Raw genomic sequence first — 21,165 nt, forward strand, 5'->3', positions numbered from 1 at the left:
ATGATGTATTCGGAAAATTCATAACGAAAGCCTGTCAGAGATAAGTATTTCTGATAGACACACCCTTACTGGAAGCATCTCACTTCAGGGTGAGTATCCAGTTAAATCTAGGTTTCAATTAGAGAAATAGGAGTTAAATAATGACAACCGGGTCAACAGAAAAAGTTAATGGCGCAAGGGCTCTGATAAAGTGCCTGGAAGAAGAAGGGGTTGACACCATCTTCGGATATCCAGGAGGGCAGATCATTCCCTTCTATAATGAACTTTATGATTCAAATCTGCGCCATATACTTGTGCGCCATGAACAGGCAGCAGCTCACGCTGCGGACGGGTACGCCCGTGCTACTGGAAAGACCGGGGTCTGTGTTTCCACTTCAGGTCCCGGAGCAACCAATCTGGTAACAGGCATTGCTACCGCATATATGGACTCAGTACCTATTGTAGCCTTAACAGGTCAGGTCCCTACGTTCCTGATAGGTAACGATGCTTTCCAGGAAGCCGATATTACGGGAATTACCCAGCCCATTACCAAGCACAACTACCTTGTACAGGATGCAAACGAGCTCCCAAGAATTGTAAAGGAAGCTTTCCATATCGCTTCTACCGGAAGGCCTGGCCCGGTATTAATTGACCTTCCAAAGGACGTACAGAACGCTGAGATTGACTTCTACTATCCTGACAAAGTAGAGCTCAGAGGATATAAGCCAACGTACAAAGGCAATACCCAGCAGATTAAACGCGCTGCCGAAGAAATAGCAAATTCCTGCATGCCTATAATTTATGCAGGCGGCGGAGTTATCAGCTCTAATGCAAGTGCCGAACTTGTGGAACTCGCCGAGACGATCAGTGCTCCGGTTACCACCACTCTTCTGGGAATTGGCTCAATTCCGACAGAGCATCCCCTGTATGTTGGGATGCTTGGAATGCACGGAAGCAAATACGCAAACTATGCTGTCCAGGAGTCCGATCTTATTATTGCTGTGGGAGCGAGATTCGATGACCGAGTGACCGGAAAACTCGAATCCTTTGCTCCCAACGCCAGGGTTATTCACATTGATGTTGACCCTGCCGAGATCTCCAAGAACGTGAAAGTTCATATTCCAATTGTCGGAGATGCAAAGCAGATACTCAAATCACTGAATAAATACATCCGGTGCTGCAATTCCGGGGCATGGCTTGAGAAAATAGACCACTGGAAGAAAGAGTATCCCCTTAGCTATAGCCAGGTTTCACCTGATGTTATAATGCCTCAGTTTGTCATCGAGCAAATCTCCGAGGCATGCAGGGACGCGATTATAGTTACCGAAGTCGGGCAGCATCAGATGTGGGCTGCTCAGTTCTTTAAATATAAGAAGCCACGCACTTTCATCACATCAGGCGGGCTTGGCACAATGGGGTACGGTTTCCCCGCAGCCATAGGAGCAAAGGTCGGCAGGCCGGATAAGACTGTTATCAATATCGCAGGCGACGGTTCTTTCCAGATGAATTCCCAGGAGCTTGCAACTGCAGTCCAGAATGATATTCCGGTTGTCTCCGTTATCCTGAATAACGGTTACCTGGGTATGGTCAGGCAGTGGCAGGAACTGTTCTATGACAGGCGGTATTCTCACACTTTCATCAAGGGCAGCGTTGACTTCGTGAAGCTTGCCGAGGCCTATGGAGCCCTTGGACTGCGTGCGGAAAAGCCGTCCGAGGTACGGCCCGCAATCGAAGAAGCTGTCAACTCGGGCAGACCTGCTGTTGTTGAGGTTATTGTTGAGTGTGAGGCAAATGTTTATCCTATGGTACCGGCAGGAGCAGCAATCAACGAAATCCTTGACCCTGAGGGACATGCAGATACCCCGTGCGCCATGCCTGACCTGCGTGCTGCAACAGCAGACAGGGTGCTTGACCTGGAGGAACACTGATGAAACACACGCTTGCAGTCCTTGTGGAAAATAAGTCAGGAGTCCTCTCCAGGGTCTCTGCGCTTTTCTCAAGGCGCGGATACAATATCGACAGCCTGGCTGTGGGAGTTACCGAGGACCCGGAGATCTCCAGGATGACTATTGTGGTTCACGGAGATGACCATGTGCTCGAACAGGTTACAAAGCAGCTTAACAAGCTAGTGGATGTAATAAAGGTCTCGGATATCGGGGGCGATGAAACCGTAGAAAGGGAACTCGCTCTGATTAAGGTAGCAGCCGATGCCAGTACACGCTCCGAAATCATCCAGATTGTGGATATCTTCAGGGCAAGAATTGTGGATGTAGCTCCTAAGTCAATGACTGTCGAAGTAACCGGGGATGAAGCCAAAATTGAGGCAATCGAAAAACTTCTCAGGCAGTTCGGGATTAAGGAGATGGCAAGGACAGGCAAGATTGCCCTGGTCCGCGGTCCAAAGAAGGTTTAAATATTAAGGGCAGGTAAAGAAAGGTAGCTGCTTAATTATTTTTCACAGATTGGGGCCGCCGGAAGTGTTTTAAAACCCCCGGGGGTTTTGTTAAAGGTAGGCTTGAGATTTCAGGCGCTTCCTGTAACTTCAAAAAGCTGCCCCTCTCCAAAGAAGCAACTTTTTGAGAATTGACTTAAAGCAATTTAGTTCTAGGGAAAGCAAATTGAGTTCATAATTGTATGCTTCCTAAAGACATGTGAGAAGCTTTGCTCAAAAACTGAAAACTTATCAGGAGAATCAAGTATGGCAACGATAATTTATGATAACGAAACTACTTTTGATGCACTTAAGGACAAGACTATTGCGATAATGGGTTATGGAAGCCAGGGTCACGCTCATGCCCGAAACCTTCACGAGTCAGGGCTTAATGTTATTGTCGGGCTCAGAAACGGAAGTTCAAGCTGGGCAAAAGCCGAGGGTGACGGCCTTAAAGTCCTGTCTGTGGCAGAAGCTGCAAAAGCTGCAGATGTTATCATGATCCTCCTTCCGGACGAAAAACAGGCGTCGGTCTATTATTCAGAAATCGAGCCCAATCTGAAAGCCGGGGATGCTATCGCTTTCGCACACGGCTTCAATATCCACTACAACCAGATTGTACCCCCGAAAAATGTTGATGTTTTCATGGTCGCCCCCAAGGGACCCGGACATATTGTAAGGAGAACCTATACCGAAGGTATCGGAGTGCCGGGCCTGATTGCAGTCTACCAGGACGCAACCGGAAACGCCAGAGAAATTGCTCTTTCTTATGCTAAAGGGATCGGTGCAACAAGGGCAGGGGTTTATGAAACCACCTTCCGTGAGGAAACCGAAACCGACCTTTTCGGAGAACAGGTTGACCTTTGCGGAGGAATCTCATCCCTCATCAAGACCGCTTTTGAGGTGCTTGTGGAGGCAGGATACCAGCCCGAGATGGCATATTTCGAAACCTGCCATGAAGTCAAGCTCATTGTGGATCTTATCTATGAAGGCGGGCTTGAGAGGATGTGGCACTCGGTTTCCAACACCGCAGAGTACGGAGGCATGACCGTGGGACCCAGGATCATTAATGAGGAATCCCGTGAAGCCATGTATGAAGCCCTGGCAAGAATCCAGAACGGCGAATTTGCCAAGGAATTCGTGCTCGAAGGCATGGTTAACCACCCTGTACTCAAAGCAATGGAGCGCCAGGAAAAGGAGCACCAGCTCGAAGTCGTCGGAAAGCAAATTCGTGCAAATATCCCCTGGCTTAACAAAAAGATTGATGACGACTGATTTTTCTGCATCTGACAGCCTGTAAACAGAAAATTCATTAATCTGGAAGTAGAAATTTTAATCCGGAGGGAAATAATGCCAGTAACAGGAGAAAACAAAGTCATAGACACTATCCTTAACAGGCGAAGCGTCCGGGAGTTTACGGACAAACCCGTCGGCAAGGAAGATATCAATACAATCCTCGATGCAGGCCACTGGGCTCCTTCCGGATTGAACAACCAGCCCTGGCGCTTTATCGTTATCCGCAACCGGGAGACTATCCATAAGCTCTCGGAATGTACGCATTATTCCGGTATAGTTGCAGGGGCTCCTCTGCTTATTGCCGCTTTTCTGGATACCGAAACTTCGTATAACAGGACGAAGGATGTCCAGGCAATAGGGGCTGCAATCGAGAATATGCTCCTTGCCTCATGCGATCTTGGGCTTGGCGGAGTCTGGCTCGGAGAAATCCTGAACCAGAATGAGAAAGTCAATTCAATTCTCGACTGCCCTTCAAAACTTGAGCTCATGGCAGTGCTCGCAATCGGAGAACCTGTCCCGAAAGAAAGGACTTCTACACGCAAGCCTCTTTCCGAAATCGTATCTGATGACAGGTACGGGCGTAAATGGGAAGAGTAACCTTGATTCTAATGTGAAAAGTAAGGAGAGTAAATTCTCCGACCTCTCCACTGTAAAAGCTGAAATTTTATCACGCAGAGTCCGGGAATACCCGGCTTAATTTATCTTAAGATTTATTTTCATTGTCTGTCTGAGGATAATTATTCCATTATTGGGGATAAATTTATAAGCTATTTGGCACTATAAACAGCCAGTTGACTGATCACAGTTTTATCTGCCAGTTAACCAATTCGAATTTTTCACAGATTCGAACTTTTTCACATGAAGGTCTGTAGTGTAGCGGATATCACTGGAGCCTCCGGAGCTCCGAACCTGGGTTCGATTCCCAGCAGACCTGTTTACTTTTAACTGCCTATTTAGTGGTCTGGGTTTGTTTTTATTGTTTTTTGGACAAAATTTATAAAGTCTGAAATGAAATATAAAAAACAATACATCAGTTTTATAATAAAACAGGATCTTAGTTTTAAAGGTGTTTATATAATGGCTAGAGGATGGAATCGCCGCTTTTTGCGTGCCGGAAGGAAAATATCTTTAGTTCAGTTAATTCTTATAGCGATAATACTGTACTTTTTGCTGAGAATTCTTTTGCCTCTGGTGTGGACTTTTATTCTAGTTCTTGCTTTAATTATACTTTTGAAAATAGTGCTGGAAAATCTCTGATTTATTTTTAATGCATTTCAGAAATTCTGAATATTCTCAGGTTCGCTGTTGTCTTTTAGAATATGTCCTTTACATGGCTCTGTAGAAATCCTTAATTCAATCCATATTATTTCTATTACTTTTTTGTTTATGTTATAGACTATCAGTTTAACTTTTACTTCTTTTACTTGATTTCTAACCTTTCTTGCTCTTAATGTTTCTCCAAATTTCCTTTTTACGACAGATATTATTGTCTCTACTATATTCCTTCGATTGTATGTGATTCTGTCAAACTGTTTTTTTAACTGCTTTCTATATTTTCCGTTTATTCTCTTTCTTTTCCTTTCTCTTAAAGGTACTATTGAATCTGCTTTTATCTCTTCTCTTATTAGAGTATGAATTTCTTCGGAATCATACCCTTTATCCATAACATAACATTGAGACTTTCTTAACTTGTTTGATTGCCTTATCAGAGTCTTTGCATGCTTGACATCATGATCTGTTTTTTGGCTGATTTTCCATCCTAATATTATTTTTTTTATCAGTATCTACTGATATTGAAGTTTTAAGGAAGCTCCTTCGGAGCTTCCCTGTCCTTTTAGAATAATAATGATTCGCATATGAACTCGTAAATCCAGTTGAGTCAATTGCTGTAATAGAAGCATTTTCTCCATGTGAATAAAATAGTTTTAGAGTTTTTGACAAAATTAGGTTAAACAATGAGGAAGGGATTCTGGACACAAACTTTTGAAGAGTAGTATAATGAGGAACCTTATCAAGGTCAAGTTTTTCCTTTATATTATTCATGAGGTCAATAAGTTCTACAAAGTCCTTTTTTCTCAATTCCCTATAAATTAATTATACTTTTCAAAGTAGCGCTGGAAAATATTTAATTTTTTCTCCTTATCAGCAGCTTTGTTTTTTCTTGTTAGTATTCTTTCATTCTTTGAATTCTTGACCTTTAATTGGCTTTTTTCTTCAATTGGTTTTTCTTTTAGAAGTAAATTATTTATTTGTTGAGACTCTAATAATTTTTTGTTCCAGTGATTTTTACTTGTTTTGGGGAAGAGTTTGATGGCCGGGAAACCTTACAATTTTTCATTCTTTATTGAGGATACCTGTGCCTATATTCCCTACGCCGTAATCGGGATTTTCATCCTGCTTATTGCGACCTTTACTTCGGTTTACCTTTTAAAAATAGACAGCGAGGTTGCAGAAACCATTTATACGACCGGGAACATTGATCCGGAAAAAAGTGCCATCAACCTTGCCTCTTTCGACCTTGCCCGCTGCCTGAACTATGCAGGAATGGAAGCCCTTGAATGGCAGGGCGAACATCCTGTAATCCTGCCTGAAGGCAGTACGGCTGACAGGTCCTCTGAAGACGGTTTTCTGGTCATCCCGCAAAACCAGAATCTAGAGAAAGGAGATTTACTTCAGGTCAGCATAAACCTGCCTTCGGATATCTGGGGCAAGATTGAAGCTCTCTGGAAAAACCGCGACATCAGGCTGGTTGTCAACGATTCTTCAGGCTATGAAATAAAAAGTATAAACTACGGCCAGGCAACCGGTTTTTTCCGGAAAGTCTCACTTCAGGAAAATGTGGAAATTCCGGATTCCGCAGCCTCAGGATATGCCTCAATTGAGCTTTATTACGGCAACGAATTAAAAGCCTCGGACTGGTTCGTAATTGAAATAAGCCCGGTAAAAGATATAACAGCAGACGCTTTTAACAGGCTGCTTTCTGTAAATTACCAGGGAAACAGCCACACCTTCAGGGAATACGCAATCAATGTGGAGTCGTACATAAAGCCCGAGCAGATAAAAATCAAGAAAGTAACAGGAACTCTGCAAAGGGAAATTTCATCTGGCGGCAAAAATAAGAATTACGCTGACACAAACCCCGCTTTTGATACAGATTATAACACTCCTGCAGGTAAAAATTATACTATTTATTACGTTTTTGAGATACCAGTCCTGAATTATACCCTTGTTAACCTTGAGTCAGGAGAAAGCTTCAACCGCAGCATGAAACTCTCCACGATGATTACCTCAAGGGAACCGCTTCTTGAAGAACTTGTCAGGGAATATGAAACCGAGCTTGGAAACACCTCAAGCCTTGATTCAACATCAAACCTTGTGCTCGGGGCGACAAACCTGAGGACTTTTGTCTACGGGCCCTGGCAGCATTACGCAAACGGGCCTCTTAACATCCTGACAAATCCCGCTCTTTCAAGCTCGATCAATGGAGCCATGCTCTATACTCAGAAAAGAATTTTTGACTCGGTTGACCCCCTGGCTCTAACCTATACAACCTACTATAACGGAAAAGTTCTTTATGAAGACGTTTCTACCTCAAGCAGCACCTCAGGTAGGGGGAAATTACCATCTGGCTCTAACAGTAAGCTGAATGCTTCAATCTCTCGTTATGAGCAGGATAAAGGCGTAAACCTGACAACAACTTACGATTCGCTTGCACAGAACAAATCCTTTTCCCTGGACGTGGAAAAGAGCATAGAAGAATCCCTGAGAGAGACTAATACTTCATTTGAACAGCTTTCCGAATATTCGAAAATTGAAGTTTCAGCTTCCAATTATACCGACGGAGTTATTGACGGCTGGGTTTTCAACGACCATGTATGGACAGAAAAAAATCCTGATCTTATCCACGCAGTTACGGACAGCGTTTATATGGCATCGGTTCAGGGGCAAATTCTGAGAGATGGCTTTGATTCTCCTGATCCGGTTGCCTCTGAAGTTATTGCAAATTTCAATCCGGATTCGGTCTCGTTTAGCGGTCAAACCGTTAGCTGGAGCTCAAACTATCTGGCATCAGGAACTCATATCGGGTCTCTTGTGCCTTCTTACTCCTGGAGGGATTCGACCGGAAGATCCTATTCCGAATCCTTAAACCCTTCAATCGAGCCTCCGGAAGGGACTGTATCGAGCTGGTCGGTCACATCGGCAGATGTCAGCCTGTCTTCTGTTAACATTGCCGATGTAAAAATCGAACCCCATTTTTCCTATGCAGGTAATGATACCCTGACAGTTGAAAACCGGAGCGAGGGCTACCTGAACTGCGAAGACCATGTTTTTGACTGGCGAATCAGGTACGATATCTCTTACAAAGTAGTAACAAATTGGAAGATCGACTACAGTTACGATTATACTTACAAATGGAAAACCAGAGAGCAGCTGCCTGACGGAAACTATACAACGGTCACGCATTATGATACGTCAGATGGTTCAGACTCTCAAACTATTAGTAAAACCAATATAGAATCGCTTTCCCATACTGAAACTGAAGCTGAAAAACTGACAGTTGTTTACCACAAGCGACCTCCGGCAGGTGGGTATATCGGGTTGTCAACCTATTCTGATCCCATAGAAAGGGAATACAGGGAAACAACTCTGTATCTGGACAGTACAGGTGATACAACAGATATTGCAAATGACAGCGAAAGATTCGATCCATGCTGTTCTGATGCTGCGGATAAATACAGGGACGAGTATCTGGATTTAAGGGCAATCGAAAGCACATTCTGGGCTTACCCTGACAGGCAATACCTGTCCAAACATGCTGTGAATTGTGACATCCCATCCTGGCTACACAAAATTATGGCAGAAGAAGTCCTGGCAATGCTTGATTCGGTAGAAAAGAACAATCTTACCTTTAATTATTCTCTTATTGATTCTCCTGGGCAGGACCCTACAGATTTGCAGGTAGAAACTGCCGAAAAACTCATTTCAGAATTGCAAAAATACAGGGAAGCTTACGTGAACAGAGAGCAGTGCCTCACATCGTCAGGAAAAATATACGCTTCAAGCGATTCTGCCCGGTACATTGCAAAAAATGAAGCTTATAACAGGCTGATAGAAGATATTGACCGAAAAAACCGTAAACTGGATTCTGATCTCAATTCTTACATTTTTAAAGCTCTTGAGAAAAAAGGCATTGATACCAGTTCATTTGACAGTGTAACCTCAGGTCCTATGACTCTTTTTAACAATCCGGCAGTGGAAAGGGCTGCTTCAGTTCTTGGTGAAGATATGGGAATAATCTCCACAATGACTGTTACCGGTCAGCCGGAGAGCAAATACAACTGGACAGAAAATCTGACAATCATTGTTGACCAGAAACCCAACTATCTTTATCATGATCCTGATTTTGACCTGAGAGAGGAATATGAGTGGGTCGATCCGATGAGCAAGAGAACGATTTATCCTCTTGGCATCCGAAATACCTGTATTTTCACAACCGGAATTTCAGAGGAAATAGCAGATGGTATCGCCTCAAGCGACGAGTACGTAAAAACCGAAACTTCTCAGCAAATCAGCCAGAGTATTTCCAATCTGAATGCAGAGGTCTTCCTGTTTAAGCAAAATCTTAGCGAACAGAACATTTCTTTGGATACAACTCGACTCAACACTGAAGTTTACAATTTGAAGCATACATATGTGCAGGAAATGAGGTCTCAGGTAACTGAGAATGTAGTCGAAGAGGTGAATTCAAACCCGGTTATTTCAGGCTGGATTAAAGAAGACGAGGTTAGAGTGGCTACAGCAAGTTACCTGAACAGTCTTTCTGACGACCAAATAATTCAAAAATCAACTACTGATGAACTTGCAGTCGAAATTACCTCTGTAATAAAAACCGAGATCCGAAGTTTAAGTCCACCTGTAGAACCTGATGAACTTGAGGCTACTTTGAATAGGGTGGATACTGACATTAGAATTGGGGTTGCGAACGGTATTTGTGCAGTTACAGTAAGCAGAGGTGAACTTCTCGACTCCGGTTTTGGGAGAGTAGATAATGAGTTGAAAAATTTGGCAAATAAGACTGTTGACACTTGTTCAGGGGAGCTAGAGAGTAAAGTTTTAAAAAGACTTGATAGAACGATGGCAACTGTTCCATGTGGGCTGCCTGTGTTGCCACCACACTGGGTTTTTACAATTAACGTATGGACTTATGAGATAATTGGAGAATATGAAGAGTTTACTGTTATTGATAACGATAACGAGGTAATTCCTAAACCTTATTTTGGACATAAAGGGCAGAAATATATAAGAAAATACTCAGAGATTTTCGATCCTATAAAAGTTAACGAAAGAGGGTATAGTCTGAAATTGGGAACTAACAGTCCGATTAATTTCAAATTTTCAGGATATGCTGCTACTGTTGTTGGTCCTGGTGTGAAGGGAGTTGGAGATAAAGAGGGTGACAGGTCTGAACAATCGGTTGGATATGAGAGTTTAATGAAAAAGTATGGGGAATTATTGTGAAGAAAAGAAATATAATATTTGGGATAATTATCAGTTTATTGCTTTTACAAAATAGTGCAACTGCAACAAGTGAATACGGAAAAATTGATGTATATTTTAATGATCAAATTTTACCAAGTGATGTAGTTGCAACACCTGCTTTAAAAATTGGAGAGCCTTTTAATGTAAAAGTTAACGTAACAGTTTATCAGGAATATAAATTATCTGGACAGATATCAGAGATTGGAAGTGGTAACTTTGAAGTTATTTATGGTCCTTCCCAAATGAACAGATATTCCAGTGTCGAGCTAAAACCATATGAATCTTATGTTTTTGAGTGGACAGTTAAACCAACTAAGGGATGGGCAGGTGGGTCGCTTCCAATTAACTTCCGTTACTCTCTCCTCGAAAAAGGAAATCCAGAGCCAGTACTGAACAGTGGTTTTACAGTTGCTTACTGCACTATCTCTAACGAATACTACAAAGGTGAAACTCCTACTTCTGAGCAACCTAAATCCGAAGATCAAACCACAAAAGGCCAGTCAGCCTCAGATAACTCATCTGCCTCGACGGCATCTGCACCAGCTTTCAGTTTATTAACTGCTATTCTGGCGCTTGCGCTAGTATTCTTCAGATTCTACCGCCAGTAGAAGTTCTGGCGAGCGATTAAATTATTTTTTAAGTTTTACTCTATTCAATTAACTTGCCTTTTGAATCTGATGAACTCGAGACTAAAGATAAATAAGGAAGGATACAAAAAGAAAAGTGCAGTAGAAGATTCTTTAGTTGGATAGAATCACGTAAGAAAGTATCCACGGAATATGAAATCAAAGAGATATCAAACCCTGGATTTGTAATCTTAGTAGTAATAATGAGACTAAATTAGGTTTTGGGATAAACTCTAGATTAGTTGTTCTTTCAAAATGGTACTGGAAAATCTCTTATTAGTTTTTGATGCGTCTTATACATTAATAGTCCTGCTTTGTTTCTTAATAATTTAGTCTAAATAACAACAAGTATTTCTATGATTTCTTACGATTTTTATTAATCTGAATTCTCAAACCTCTGAAGCTCTACTACTTAATTTTGAATAAGACAGACTGTTAGAAAGTGTACTGCATGCTAAAGACAAAGAAACGAATACGAAGCACTGCAATTATTGAGACTCCCAGGGGCATACTGGTGGTTGCCGGTAGGAGAGGACTGTATGTTCTCCCTGGCGGAGGGACGAATAAAGGAGAATCAATAACTCAGGCGGCTGTCAGGGAACTGAAAGAGGAAACCGGATTAATTGTGACTGATGTCAGATTTCTTTTCCAGCATGCAGGGCATGTGCAAAGAGGATATTCAGGTGTGTACTTTAAAGACTACCACACCGTATGTTTGATAAATGCAAGCGGTATTGCACGACCACTCAATGAAGTAAAATACGTGGATTATTATTCCCCGAATTCGGAAATCAGACTTTCCAGAACGACAAAGGAAATAATCGATAGATTTTATGAGTTTAAAAGGGCGAAGGTCTGAAATGCATATGTAAATAGTTGAGATTTTACTCGACCTGATTCAAAAAAGTAGGATATTGCAGAACTTAGCAGCTTTCAAACTTAAAATTAAAAAGAAACCAGATTTCTCTGGTCTCACTTTTCTTTCAAAAATTCGTCAATTGCTTTTGCGGCTTTCTTGCCTGCGCCCATTGCACTGATAACGGTTGCTGCGCCTGTTACCACGTCTCCGCCGGCAAAGACTCCGCACTTGGAGGTTGCGCCGGTTTCCTCATCTGCAACTACGGTGCCTCTCCTGTTCTGGTCAAGGCCTTCTGAGCCTTTGAAGATAATGGGGTTCGGGGAGGTGCCGATTGCGATAACCACAACATCGGCAGGGATTGTGAATTCCGAGCCTTCCACAGGGGCAGGGCTTCTCCTGCCTGACTTGTCAGGTTCGCCAAGTTCCATTTTTATGCATTCGACGGCTGTAACATTGAATTTCTCGTCACCGAGGATGCGGACAGGATTTGTAAGGAGCCTGAAGGTTATGCCTTCTTCTTTAGCGTGCTCGATTTCTTCCCTGCGGGCTGGCATCTCGTCCTCTCCGCGGCGGTAGACTATGCTGACCTCATCCGCGCCCAGGCGGAGGGCTGACCGGGCGGCGTCCATTGCCACGTTTCCGCCTCCGACCACCACTACATGTTTCCCGAGCCTGACTTCTGTATCGTACTCAGCATCGTAGGCTTTCATGAGGTTTACACGGGTCAGGAATTCGTTTGCGGAATATACACCGTTGAAGTTCTCCCCTGGGATTCCCATGAAACCTGGGAGGCCTGCGCCCGTGCCCAGGAAGACCGCATCGAAGTCGTCACAGAGCTCGTCCAGGGTTTTGATTCTGCCAATTATATAGTTGGGTTTGAACTCAACCCCTAGCTGCTTGATGTATTCAACTTCCTGCCGTACAATCTCTTTTGGCAGCCTGAATTCGGGAATGCCGTAACTCAGCACTCCGCCGGCTTTGTGCAGGGATTCAAAAATTGTTACTTTGTGACCCAGCTTTGCAAGGTCTGCTGCGGCAGTAAGCCCTGCAGGGCCTGAGCCGACAACGGCTACTTTCTTTCCGGTCGGCTTCGTAATTTCAGGGACTTTCACTCCCTGCTGGCGCTCGTAATCGGCGCAGAAACGTTCGAGCCTTCCAATCGCTACTGGCTGCCCTTTCTTCCCGAGTACGCAGAGAGCTTCACACTGAGTTTCCTGGGGACAGACGCGGCCGCAGATGGCGGGAAGGGCATTTGTGCCTTTAATCTTCTCGATTGCCCCTGAAAAATCTTCCTCACAGATCAGTTTTATAAAACCAGAAATATCCACATTTACAGGGCAGCCTTCTACACATTTTGGTTCCTTGCAGGAGAGGCAGCGGGAGGCTTCGGCAAGAGCATCTTCTTTTGTATAGCCGAGAGCGACTTCATTAAAGTTCTTTTTGCGCTCCTCGGCAGGCTGTTCTGGCATCGGGGTCCTTTCTTTTTTTACTTTCCCTGCCTTTTCATCTTGTAATTCTTGCATTTTTCATCCTCTCCTTATCAGTGCAGTCCGCACCTGCATTCCTCTTCATACTTCTCCACGGCTTTTGCCTCTTCGCCGCGGTACATTGCAAGCCTGTTCATGAGCTCCACGAAATCGACCTTCCGTGCATCAAATTCAGGCCCGTCAACGCAGGTGAATTTTGTCTTTCCGTCAACTGTAACCCTGCAGCCGCCGCACATTCCTGTTCCATCCACCATAATCGAGTTAAGGCTGACCAGGATTTCAACATCGTAAGGAGAAGCCACTCCTGCTCCTACTTTCATCATTATTGGGGGGCCGATAATCACAACTCTTGCAACCTCATCACCGCTGTCCAGTATTCTTTTCATGATGTCGGTCACAAACCCGTGGTGTCCTTTTGAGCCGTCATCGGTTGCGATAAACAGTTCGGAGCTGGCATTTTTCATCTCGTCTTCAAGGATAAGAAGATCTTTGTTCCGGGCTCCTATAATGGAAATTACCCTGTTGCCTGCTCTGGTGTAAGCTTTTGCCTGGGGATAAATAGGGGCAACCCCTACGCCTCCTCCTACGAGAATTACAGTGCCGAGTTTCCTGATATCGGCGGGGGTGCCAAGAGGCCCGACAAAGTCTTCCAGAAATTCGCCTGCAGAGAGCTTTGCAAGCTGTTTTGTAGTCTTGCCCATCTCCTGATATATTACAGTCACTGTGCCCTTATCTTTCTCAAAATCAGCAATCGTAAGGGGAATCCTTTCCCCCTTCTCATTAATCCTGAGGATTATGAACTGTCCCGCTTTCGCAGCTTTTGCCACGTCAGGGGCATCTATTACCATCCTGTGCACCGACGGGGCAATTTCTTCCTTTTTCAATATTTTATATGCCATGGGATCACATTTTCCTGAGTAAAAGCAATTTTTTGAGCAAATGAATTGGTAAATTTTGATATGGCGGATCCCCTCACGGATTTTTTTAAATCCCGAGCTTTTCCGTCTGGACGCTCTCCTTATACTGATTAATGGGATATATATTCTCCCAAATAATTTTAATTATTTTGTCCGTCTGGATCATTTTTTGTTAAATTCTAAACGCCCGCTATCTCAATACTTCCTGTTTAAAAAGAATCTAAATATTCTTCAACTCTTTGACCATTCTTGCAATAATTTAATAAATCTAGTGGGTATAATAAATTAAGGGGTAATCCCTGAGACGGTTAAATCAGGAGGTGGATTGGCGTAGAGAAGGGATAGAGCAAACCTGATAGCTATGGCCATATGCCTGAGTACAGCCAGAACCTGAACGAACTTTATGGCCGTATTTGAGCCTGAATGTTTAAAACCTTTGCCTGAAGAAGGAGTTCATCCGTTATGTTGCGTTACATACAAATGGATAGTTACATACAAATGGATAATTTCGTTCTTGCAGGCGTATTAAAAGAGAAACACAACTGGAATAAACTTATATGGGGGTTAAATAGATGCCTGAAGAAAGAAGAGAAGGTACAAAGGGAGAGAAATTAGAGGAAAAAGAAGGAGAAGAAGTCGCTGATGTCGATCCAATTCATCCTACCGAAGCACGGGGCGGCAAGAAGAGATCGCTTCTTGACACCTGCAAATAATCTCACTCTTTCTATTTTTAGCTGAAATGAATTAAGAGTCTGTGAGATTTAAGGAGTTAAGGGAGGGTCGCTCATAGTGCAGAAAACCGATATCGATTCTCAGAGCCCAATGGAAAAAGAGCTCAAGGACAGGAAAAAACCTCTCGTAAGCTGCGATAAGTACGATGAAGAGGATAGAAAGGCCCTCTATGGGGAACAAAAAGAGTCCTGAACATTTTCGGGGCAGAGAAGGGAAAAACAAAGGGAAATTCCTTGCAGGGGTTTTGATTGAACCTTTGTTTTTCCTCCTTTTGAAGTTTTTTTTCTTTTTTGCTTGCCTTTTTCTCTCGATTTTTTATTCCACTTATTTTCCTAATTTTTTATCTACTTATCTGCCCAATTTTTATTCTACTTATCTGCCCAATTTTTTATCTACTCTGTTTTCCTTGCTTTTATTCTGCTTTATTTTTCTCCATTATCTGATCTTGCTTTTTTATTCCTCTGTCCTTCTTTTTTTCTTAATTTAAGCACCTTCTTTCATCATCTTCGATTATTTTCGTAAATTTTATATGGATATATGCGCATATATCCATATAATTATGCTTGAAAGTAAAGTCAAATTTTTTAAAGCTCTTGCAGACGGGACCAGGCTCACTATCCTTTCCTACTTGCTGGAAAACAGTTACTGTGCCTGTGACGTTACTTCCCTTACAGATAAGGACCAGACAACGGTTTCAAAGCACCTGAAAGTGCTCGCCGAAGCCGGGATTTTAAAGTATGAAAAAAAAGGTCGAAATGTGATTTACAGCATAAAGGATGAAAGTACCAGGAAAATGTTACTTGTCCTTGGAATAGGAGAAATAAAACCCTGCTGCGAGAGCCGGAATGGTTCAGGGGCATTTTCCACGAACCAGGACGAAGTTAGAAATTAAGAAGAAGTTGTCGGTAAAAAAGAAGGTGAAACTATGGATGCAGATGAAAAGAAGGCAGTGATAAAAAAGAAATATGGGGAGATTGCAATGGCAGGAGGTTCCTGCTGTTCAGGCAGTTCATGCTGTGGAGGCTCCAGCCCCGCAGAGCTTTCAAAATCCCTTGGCTATACAGGCGATCAGGTCCTTTCTTTCCAGGAAGCAAATATGGGACTTGGGTGCGGCAACCCGACAGCTTTTGCGGAGATTAAACCCGATGATGTCGTTCTCGATCTGGGCTCGGGTGCAGGATTTGATTGTTTCCTTGCAGCAGAGAAAACAGGAAGTTCAGGAAAGGTGATCGGAGTCGATATGACTTCGGAAATGATTGAAAAAGCAAAGACAAACGCCTTTAAATACGGTTATTCAAATGTTGAATTCCGTTTTGGAGATATTGAGGCCCTTCCGGTCGAGGATAAGTCCGTGGATATCATTATCAGCAATTGTGTGATTAACCTTGCGCCGGATAAAGAAAAGGTTTTCAGGGAAGCTTCCAGGGTTTTAAAACCGGGAGGCAGGATGTATCTTTCGGATATGGTGCTTCTGGCTGAACTTCCCGAGGACCTGAGGAATGACAAAGATCTTCTTGCAGGCTGCGTTGCAGGTGCGCTCTTAAGAGAAGAATATCTAAGGCTTTTGAATGACGCCGGGTTCTCAGTTGAGATCCTGAACGAAGATCCTGAAATTAGTGAAAGACAGTATGAAAGTTTGCCTGTGGAAAGTCTGAAGCTGAAAGCATGGATAGACTGAAAGCGCAAGTCTAAATAATACTTTATCACAGCTTCTTTTTCTATTTTCTTTTTTCCTTGCATCTCTTTCCATTTATCTTTACAGGTCATTATTTTTTAGAAAGGATGTCTTCCGTAATACTGAATGAATGACAGGTCAAATCCTTCTTCGGGCAAAGCTTATTTAATGACTTTCATTATATATTGCTCTAATCGCGTGTTTTTCGGCGGTATGGGTATTATTTTCATTTCTAAATCAATCTATATACCTTCAATTCGATTATTAAGATTGCATCCGTTTTAACCAATATCTAAAGGAGATGACAGGTATAAAATCAATAATTCTTGCAGGCGGCTCAGGAACGCGACTCTGGCCTCTCAGCCGGGAAATGTATCCCAAACAGTTTTTAAAATTCGGGAACACTTCCCTTTTCCAGGAAACAGTCCTCCGGTGCCTTGAAATTTCTGAAATTTCTGAAATTTTCGTTGTAACGAATGAGGCTCAGAAATTTTTTGTAATCGGACAGATTACGGAAATGGGGTACTCAATCCCTTCAGAGAATGTCTTAATCGAGCCCGAAGGCAAGAATACTCTCCCTGCGATCTTTTTCGGAATGAAAGAAATTGAAAACAAATTTGGGCGCTCTGTGGTAGGAGTTTTCTCCTCGGATCACGTCCTTGACAGAACTGCGATGCAGACAATTTCTTCAGCTGAAGAACTTGCTTCGGATTATCTGGTTACTTTCGGGGTAGTTCCTGTTTTTCCTCATACGGGGTATGGTTATATTAAAGCCTCAGAAGCCTGCGGGTCAGGTTACCGGGTTTCGGAGTTCAGGGAAAAGCCGGATCTGGAAACTGCGGAAAAATACATTCAGGAAGGTTGCCTCTGGAACAGCGGGATGTTTCTTTTCGAGACAGGGCTTTTCTTTGAGGAAGTTAAAAAACACGCACCTTCGGTTTTCGCCTGTTTTGAGAGTGGGAAAAATATAAATGAAATTTATGAGTGCGTTGACAAAATTTCCATTGACTATGGAATAATGGAAAAATCCAATAGGGTTGCAGTTGTAAAACTGGAGCAGAAATGGAGTGATCTCGGGAATTTTGCAGCAATATATGACGAGCTTGAAAAGGACACTGTAGGGAACGTAATCCATGAATGTGATCCTTTGCTTTTGAATTCCGATGGGAACCTTGTATATTCAAAATGTGGCAAAATTGTCTCACTCATCGATATTAAGGACATGGTTATTGTCGATACCAGTGATGCTCTGTTAATCTGCCCTAAATCCAGCAGCCAGAAGGTAAAGGATATTGTTTCCGCACTTAAAGATAGGAAAGATGAAAGGGCATACATAGGGCAGACCGTTTACAGACCCTGGGGGTCGTATACCTTACTTGAAGCCTCTCCAGAGCATAAGATTAAAAATATTACCGTGCTTCCTGACCATAAGTTGAGCCTCCAGCTGCATTATCACCGGAGTGAACACTGGGTAGTTGTTAAAGGTATGGCCTGCGTGGAAGTCAGTGGGCAGCAGTTTTTCCTGAGACCCGGCGAGAGTACTTTTATCAGCGCAGGAGAGAAGCACCGATTGTCAAATCCCGGGAAAGTCCCGCTTGAGATCATCGAGGTGCAGTTAGGGGAACTTGTAGATGAAGCAGATATTGTCAGGTTTGACGATGTTTACGGAAGGAGCTGAACAGGCTCCTTTACTGGATAGGAAATAGATTATATAAGTGCTGGAACTACGAGAACAGGTGCTATGCATGCAACCGTGCTTCAAAAACACATCTGCTGCAAGAGAAATAGTACCTGGGGATAGATTAGTTTCCAGTTATTTTTTTACACCAGTGCGAAGTTAAAATAATATTGATTTTAATTTATTATTTGAAATCGAAATAATTTTTACTCCATAATTGATAATACGGGCAAGAGAGCTCTTAACCGACGATTGATGAAATCTTAAATCTTAACCGATAAAATAAACTAAAAAGAAATGATCTTCTGGGCTGTGTTTAATATAATTCCTATTTTTTCAAACATCCTGAAAATAGATCCTATTCAGCGCCAGAGCATAGTATCACTGTTCTGGCAGATTGCATTAACAGCCATAGGCTTCTTGAGCACTATGTACTTCGCACAGACAGTAGGCGCTGGAGTTCTCGGTTCATATTTCCTGTTTTTAGCATACTATGGTATCATCGGCATGATTACTGATGGAGGATTTGGAGGAGCTGCGGTTAAACGCATCAGCGAAGGTGAAGAATCCGATGCATATTTTAGCGCATATTTTGCATTGAGATTAGTATTCACGATAACTGGAGTACTGATTTTACTTGTGTTTAAAGACTATTTTGCAGACTTTACTGATTCAGGAATATTTGTCTGGTTATTGATATTATTATTAGTATCAATGATTGCAGGTCCAATCTCCAGTGGAGTTGCCGGCAAGGGGAAAATGGGAATACGCAACACCTGTGAAGGCATAAACAACATCTTACGTGTTCTATTCCAGGTCCCGGCAATATACCTCGGATATGAAACCGCAGGTCTGGCTGGGGGCATGGTAGCTGGAATCATCGGAGCAGCAATAATCGAATTCCGTTTCTTTGATCTGCATTTTGTGCGTTTCAAATGGGACCATATAAAAAGTCTGTTCATATTTTCATTCTGGCTATTTTTGACATCCAGTGGAGTGCTTGTATTTTCACAGGCTGACACTATCTTTATCGGATATTTCATGAATAATGAAGATGTAGGTATCTACAGGGTAGTATTCCAGTTCACAGCTATTGCCGCATTTAGTTCTACCGCAATAAGGATGACTCTTTGGCCCAGAATCAGCCAGTGGAGCAAGACCAATGAAATCCATCTTGTAGAGGAGTCACTGTCACGTGCAATTAGCTACTCACTGATACTTGCAATTCCGGTATTCGTGGGTGGTGTACTGCTGGGTGATCGTTTACTAGGTTCATTCTATGGTGCAGACTTTGTTCGGGGCTATCATACATTGATAATACTCCTTGCCGTACAGGTGGTTAATGTATTCCAGTACTTTTTCACGATGTATCTGGATGCTCTGGATCATCCTCAAGAATCATTTAAGGTTACGGCAATCGGAGTTGGGGCAAATATTTTATTAAATATATTGCTAATCCCACTCATTGGAATAAATGGCGCAGCAGTAGCGACGCTGGCAACAATGACATTAAATGCCTTACTCGCCTGGCGTGCTTTATCCCGATATGTTACAATAAGACTGGAACATCAAAATCTGTCGAATATCGTGATATCTTCGATTGCAATGGGGGTACTCGTAGGTGGGTACCGTTTGTTTATACCACTTGACAATATCTGGGTTACTATACTGGCGGTTGCTTTCGGCGGGATGACATACGGTTTCTTGATATTGAAATTCGATAAAAAGGTGTACCATGAAATGAGAGATATTGTGGAGAAAATCGGTATAGGTTTTGTTTGGCCAGGCTGGCTGTGAGTTATTTATATTCGAGCTATAATATGATCTTAATATCCATAATCCAGATGAAATATTACCATTTTTATAAATTCCAGTATCTCCATTAACGTAGGATTTTTTAAAATTTAGGATTTGAATAACCAACACTAATAGCTTCTGGAAAGGTGAAATTATAGCTTTGAATAAGTTCAATTAAGCTACAACCGACTCGTATGAGATGATTTTGAGAAACTATAGGTATCATCTTTCAAATTATACAGTTAATTATTTGAAGGCAGTTAAAACTCCTATGTGAGGATAGCTGAGTACCAGAACTAAATGGAAAAATGTGAGATCGATGACTGAAATTAGTGTCATTATTCCAACCTGGAACAGAGCGGAAACACTGGGTAAAGCTATTTCAAGCGCCTTAAACCAGACCCTTCCCCCTTTTGAAATCTTAGTGTGTGGAGTTGACGGTTCACCCGATCAAAAAGTGGTTAATTTGATAAATGATCCTCGCGTGCGATGGGTAGAAGGCGGCAAAGATGGGCTTGCATCAATTCCTCGCAATAGAGGAATTCGAGCAAGTAGAGGAGAATGGTTAGCTTTTTTGGATAGTGATGACGAATGGCTGCCAGAAAAACTTGAAAAACAGTTCAAACATGCTACGAAAATTGGATGTGATGCCTCCTGTACCAATGCAATGCGGTATATACCATCACAGGGGTACATAGGAGAATATGTAGATGATATTTTTGAGGATCAAATATCTTTTCCTTTACTCCTTAAAGATAATTGCATTATCTGCAGTTCAGTTTTAGTTAAGAAAGAGCTTGTAGAGAAATCTAATTACTTTCCGGAAGATCACATATTGAAAATAGGAGAGGATTATGCTTTATGGTTGAGAATAGCTACGTTAACAAACTTTGCTTATGTAAGTGAGCCGTTGTTAATATATAGAGATGAGCCTCAAAATAGCATAAGAGCTTCCTGCCCTCCTTACTGGGACTTGAAAGCTAATGTTTTGAAATCTTTCGTTGCATGGGTTGAAAATGAAAGTGTTGATAAAATTAATAGAAAATACTTAGTTCTGGCAAAAAACTTGCTTTTATGTGCCTATATAAGAAAGTTCTCACACAGTCTAATGAGAAAAATAAAGTTCCCTTAAAAAGAAAACATTCTTT

Annotated in this window: 18 protein-coding genes and 1 tRNA gene; 15 read left to right on the forward strand and 4 right to left on the reverse strand. The window is 42.4% G+C overall.

The window, feature by feature from the left end; all coding sequences use genetic code 11:
- The first annotated feature begins 140 nt into the window (after nt 1–140).
- The 5 genes from EQO05_RS09410 to EQO05_RS09430 all read left to right on the forward strand — a co-directional run bounded on the left by EQO05_RS09410 (nt 141) and on the right by EQO05_RS09430 (nt 4,640).
- Nucleotides 141–1,907, forward strand: a complete 1,767-nt coding sequence (locus EQO05_RS09410) for an acetolactate synthase large subunit (protein ID WP_128505909.1) — start codon at nt 141–143, stop codon at nt 1,905–1,907.
- Nucleotides 1,907–2,392, forward strand: coding sequence for an acetolactate synthase small subunit (gene ilvN / locus EQO05_RS09415; RefSeq protein ID WP_128505911.1), 486 nt, complete (start codon nt 1,907–1,909; stop codon nt 2,390–2,392). The genes EQO05_RS09410 and ilvN overlap by 1 nt, the downstream gene beginning before the upstream one ends.
- Before the next feature lie 285 nt (nt 2,393–2,677).
- Nucleotides 2,678–3,685, forward strand: coding sequence for a ketol-acid reductoisomerase (gene ilvC / locus EQO05_RS09420; RefSeq protein ID WP_128505913.1), 1,008 nt, complete (start codon nt 2,678–2,680; stop codon nt 3,683–3,685).
- Nucleotides 3,686–3,760: 75 nt separating this feature from the next.
- Nucleotides 3,761–4,303: a nitroreductase family protein gene (locus tag EQO05_RS09425; protein WP_128505915.1), complete on the forward strand. Its 543-nt coding sequence runs from the start codon at nt 3,761–3,763 to the stop codon at nt 4,301–4,303.
- Nucleotides 4,304–4,568: 265 nt separating this feature from the next.
- A tRNA-Arg gene (locus EQO05_RS09430) sits at nt 4,569–4,640 on the forward strand.
- Nucleotides 4,641–4,980: 340 nt separating this feature from the next.
- Here EQO05_RS09430 and EQO05_RS09435 read toward each other — a convergent pair.
- Nucleotides 4,981–5,490 carry a transposase gene (locus EQO05_RS09435; protein WP_128505917.1) on the reverse strand — a complete coding sequence of 170 codons (510 nt, stop codon included), beginning with the start codon at nt 5,488–5,490 and terminating at the stop codon, nt 4,981–4,983.
- Nucleotides 5,435–5,785: a hypothetical protein gene (locus EQO05_RS09440; protein WP_128505919.1), complete on the reverse strand. Its 351-nt coding sequence runs from the start codon at nt 5,783–5,785 to the stop codon at nt 5,435–5,437. Before EQO05_RS09440 ends, EQO05_RS09435 begins: the two co-directional genes overlap by 56 nt.
- A gap of 231 nt (nt 5,786–6,016) precedes the next feature.
- On the opposite strand from EQO05_RS09440, the gene EQO05_RS09445 reads away from it, so the two are divergent.
- The 3 genes from EQO05_RS09445 (at nt 6,017) to EQO05_RS09455 (ending at nt 11,731) form a co-directional block, all read left to right on the forward strand.
- The gene (locus EQO05_RS09445) at nt 6,017–10,225 is read left to right on the forward strand and encodes a hypothetical protein (protein ID WP_128505921.1); all 4,209 of its coding nucleotides are present in this window, start codon (nt 6,017–6,019) and stop codon (nt 10,223–10,225) included.
- Entirely contained in the window at nt 10,222–10,854 is a 633-nt protein-coding gene (locus EQO05_RS09450) for a sarcinarray family MAST domain-containing protein (RefSeq protein WP_128505923.1), read from the forward strand. The genes EQO05_RS09445 and EQO05_RS09450 overlap by 4 nt, the downstream gene beginning before the upstream one ends.
- Before the next feature lie 469 nt (nt 10,855–11,323).
- Nucleotides 11,324–11,731, forward strand: a complete 408-nt coding sequence (locus EQO05_RS09455) for an NUDIX domain-containing protein (protein ID WP_128505925.1) — start codon at nt 11,324–11,326, stop codon at nt 11,729–11,731.
- 113 nt (nt 11,732–11,844) lie between these two features.
- Here EQO05_RS09455 and gltA read toward each other — a convergent pair whose 3' ends face one another.
- Together gltA and EQO05_RS09465 are read right to left on the reverse strand one after the other, a co-directional pair.
- Entirely contained in the window at nt 11,845–13,254 is a 1,410-nt protein-coding gene (gene gltA, locus EQO05_RS09460; RefSeq protein WP_128505926.1) for an NADPH-dependent glutamate synthase, read from the reverse strand.
- 17 nt (nt 13,255–13,271) lie between these two features.
- Nucleotides 13,272–14,117, reverse strand: a complete 846-nt coding sequence (locus EQO05_RS09465; protein ID WP_128505928.1) for a sulfide/dihydroorotate dehydrogenase-like FAD/NAD-binding protein — start codon at nt 14,115–14,117, stop codon at nt 13,272–13,274.
- A gap of 590 nt (nt 14,118–14,707) precedes the next feature.
- Between EQO05_RS09465 and EQO05_RS15545 the strand changes: the two genes are divergently transcribed.
- The 7 genes from EQO05_RS15545 to EQO05_RS09490 all read left to right on the forward strand — a co-directional run bounded on the left by EQO05_RS15545 (nt 14,708) and on the right by EQO05_RS09490 (nt 21,149).
- Nucleotides 14,708–14,848 (forward strand): hypothetical protein, encoded by a 141-nt coding sequence (locus EQO05_RS15545; RefSeq protein WP_164888521.1) that lies wholly within the window; start codon nt 14,708–14,710, stop codon nt 14,846–14,848.
- A gap of 76 nt (nt 14,849–14,924) precedes the next feature.
- Nucleotides 14,925–15,059 (forward strand): hypothetical protein, encoded by a 135-nt coding sequence (locus EQO05_RS16135; RefSeq protein ID WP_255420846.1) that lies wholly within the window; start codon nt 14,925–14,927, stop codon nt 15,057–15,059.
- Nucleotides 15,060–15,426: 367 nt separating this feature from the next.
- A complete protein-coding gene (locus EQO05_RS09470; protein WP_128505930.1) occupies nt 15,427–15,759 on the forward strand; it encodes a helix-turn-helix transcriptional regulator in 333 nt (110 codons plus the stop codon).
- Nucleotides 15,760–15,792: 33 nt separating this feature from the next.
- Nucleotides 15,793–16,545, forward strand: coding sequence for an arsenite methyltransferase (gene arsM, locus EQO05_RS09475; RefSeq protein ID WP_128505932.1), 753 nt, complete (start codon nt 15,793–15,795; stop codon nt 16,543–16,545).
- A 298-nt stretch (nt 16,546–16,843) separates the two neighbouring features.
- Complete coding sequence (locus EQO05_RS09480) at nt 16,844–18,220, forward strand: mannose-1-phosphate guanylyltransferase/mannose-6-phosphate isomerase (RefSeq protein ID WP_128505934.1); 1,377 nt, start codon at nt 16,844–16,846, stop codon at nt 18,218–18,220.
- Between the two features lie 297 nt (nt 18,221–18,517).
- Entirely contained in the window at nt 18,518–20,017 is a 1,500-nt protein-coding gene (locus EQO05_RS09485) for a flippase (RefSeq protein ID WP_128505936.1), read from the forward strand.
- Between the two features lie 319 nt (nt 20,018–20,336).
- Nucleotides 20,337–21,149, forward strand: a complete 813-nt coding sequence (locus tag EQO05_RS09490) for a glycosyltransferase (protein ID WP_128505938.1) — start codon at nt 20,337–20,339, stop codon at nt 21,147–21,149.
- Nucleotides 21,150–21,165: the final 16 nt, after the last annotated feature.

Source organism: Methanosarcina sp. MSH10X1 (assembly GCF_004099695.1).
In the GTDB taxonomy this organism is placed as follows: domain Archaea; phylum Halobacteriota; class Methanosarcinia; order Methanosarcinales; family Methanosarcinaceae; genus Methanosarcina.

What these genes read in the sequence shown, in the direction of transcription:
- ilvC (WP_128505913.1), top strand. Translation starts at nt 2,678, where the DNA reads ATGGCAACGATAATTTATGATAACGAAACTACTTTTGATGCACTTAAG.
- EQO05_RS09480 (WP_128505934.1), top strand. Translation starts at nt 16,844, where the DNA reads ATGACAGGTATAAAATCAATAATTCTTGCAGGCGGCTCAGGAACGCGA.
- arsM (WP_128505932.1), top strand. Translation starts at nt 15,793, where the DNA reads ATGGATGCAGATGAAAAGAAGGCAGTGATAAAAAAGAAATATGGGGAG.
- EQO05_RS09445 (WP_128505921.1), top strand. Translation starts at nt 6,017, where the DNA reads ATGGCCGGGAAACCTTACAATTTTTCATTCTTTATTGAGGATACCTGT.
- ilvN (WP_128505911.1), top strand. Translation starts at nt 1,907, where the DNA reads ATGAAACACACGCTTGCAGTCCTTGTGGAAAATAAGTCAGGAGTCCTC.
- EQO05_RS09490 (WP_128505938.1), top strand. Translation starts at nt 20,337, where the DNA reads ATGACTGAAATTAGTGTCATTATTCCAACCTGGAACAGAGCGGAAACA.
- EQO05_RS09455 (WP_128505925.1), top strand. Translation starts at nt 11,324, where the DNA reads ATGCTAAAGACAAAGAAACGAATACGAAGCACTGCAATTATTGAGACT.
- EQO05_RS15545 (WP_164888521.1), top strand. Translation starts at nt 14,708, where the DNA reads ATGCCTGAAGAAAGAAGAGAAGGTACAAAGGGAGAGAAATTAGAGGAA.
- EQO05_RS09425 (WP_128505915.1), top strand. Translation starts at nt 3,761, where the DNA reads ATGCCAGTAACAGGAGAAAACAAAGTCATAGACACTATCCTTAACAGG.
- gltA (WP_128505926.1), bottom strand. Translation starts at nt 13,254, where the DNA reads ATGCAAGAATTACAAGATGAAAAGGCAGGGAAAGTAAAAAAAGAAAGG.
- EQO05_RS09410 (WP_128505909.1), top strand. Translation starts at nt 141, where the DNA reads ATGACAACCGGGTCAACAGAAAAAGTTAATGGCGCAAGGGCTCTGATA.
- EQO05_RS09470 (WP_128505930.1), top strand. Translation starts at nt 15,427, where the DNA reads ATGCTTGAAAGTAAAGTCAAATTTTTTAAAGCTCTTGCAGACGGGACC.
- EQO05_RS09485 (WP_128505936.1), top strand. Translation starts at nt 18,518, where the DNA reads ATGATCTTCTGGGCTGTGTTTAATATAATTCCTATTTTTTCAAACATC.
- EQO05_RS09465 (WP_128505928.1), bottom strand. Translation starts at nt 14,117, where the DNA reads ATGGCATATAAAATATTGAAAAAGGAAGAAATTGCCCCGTCGGTGCAC.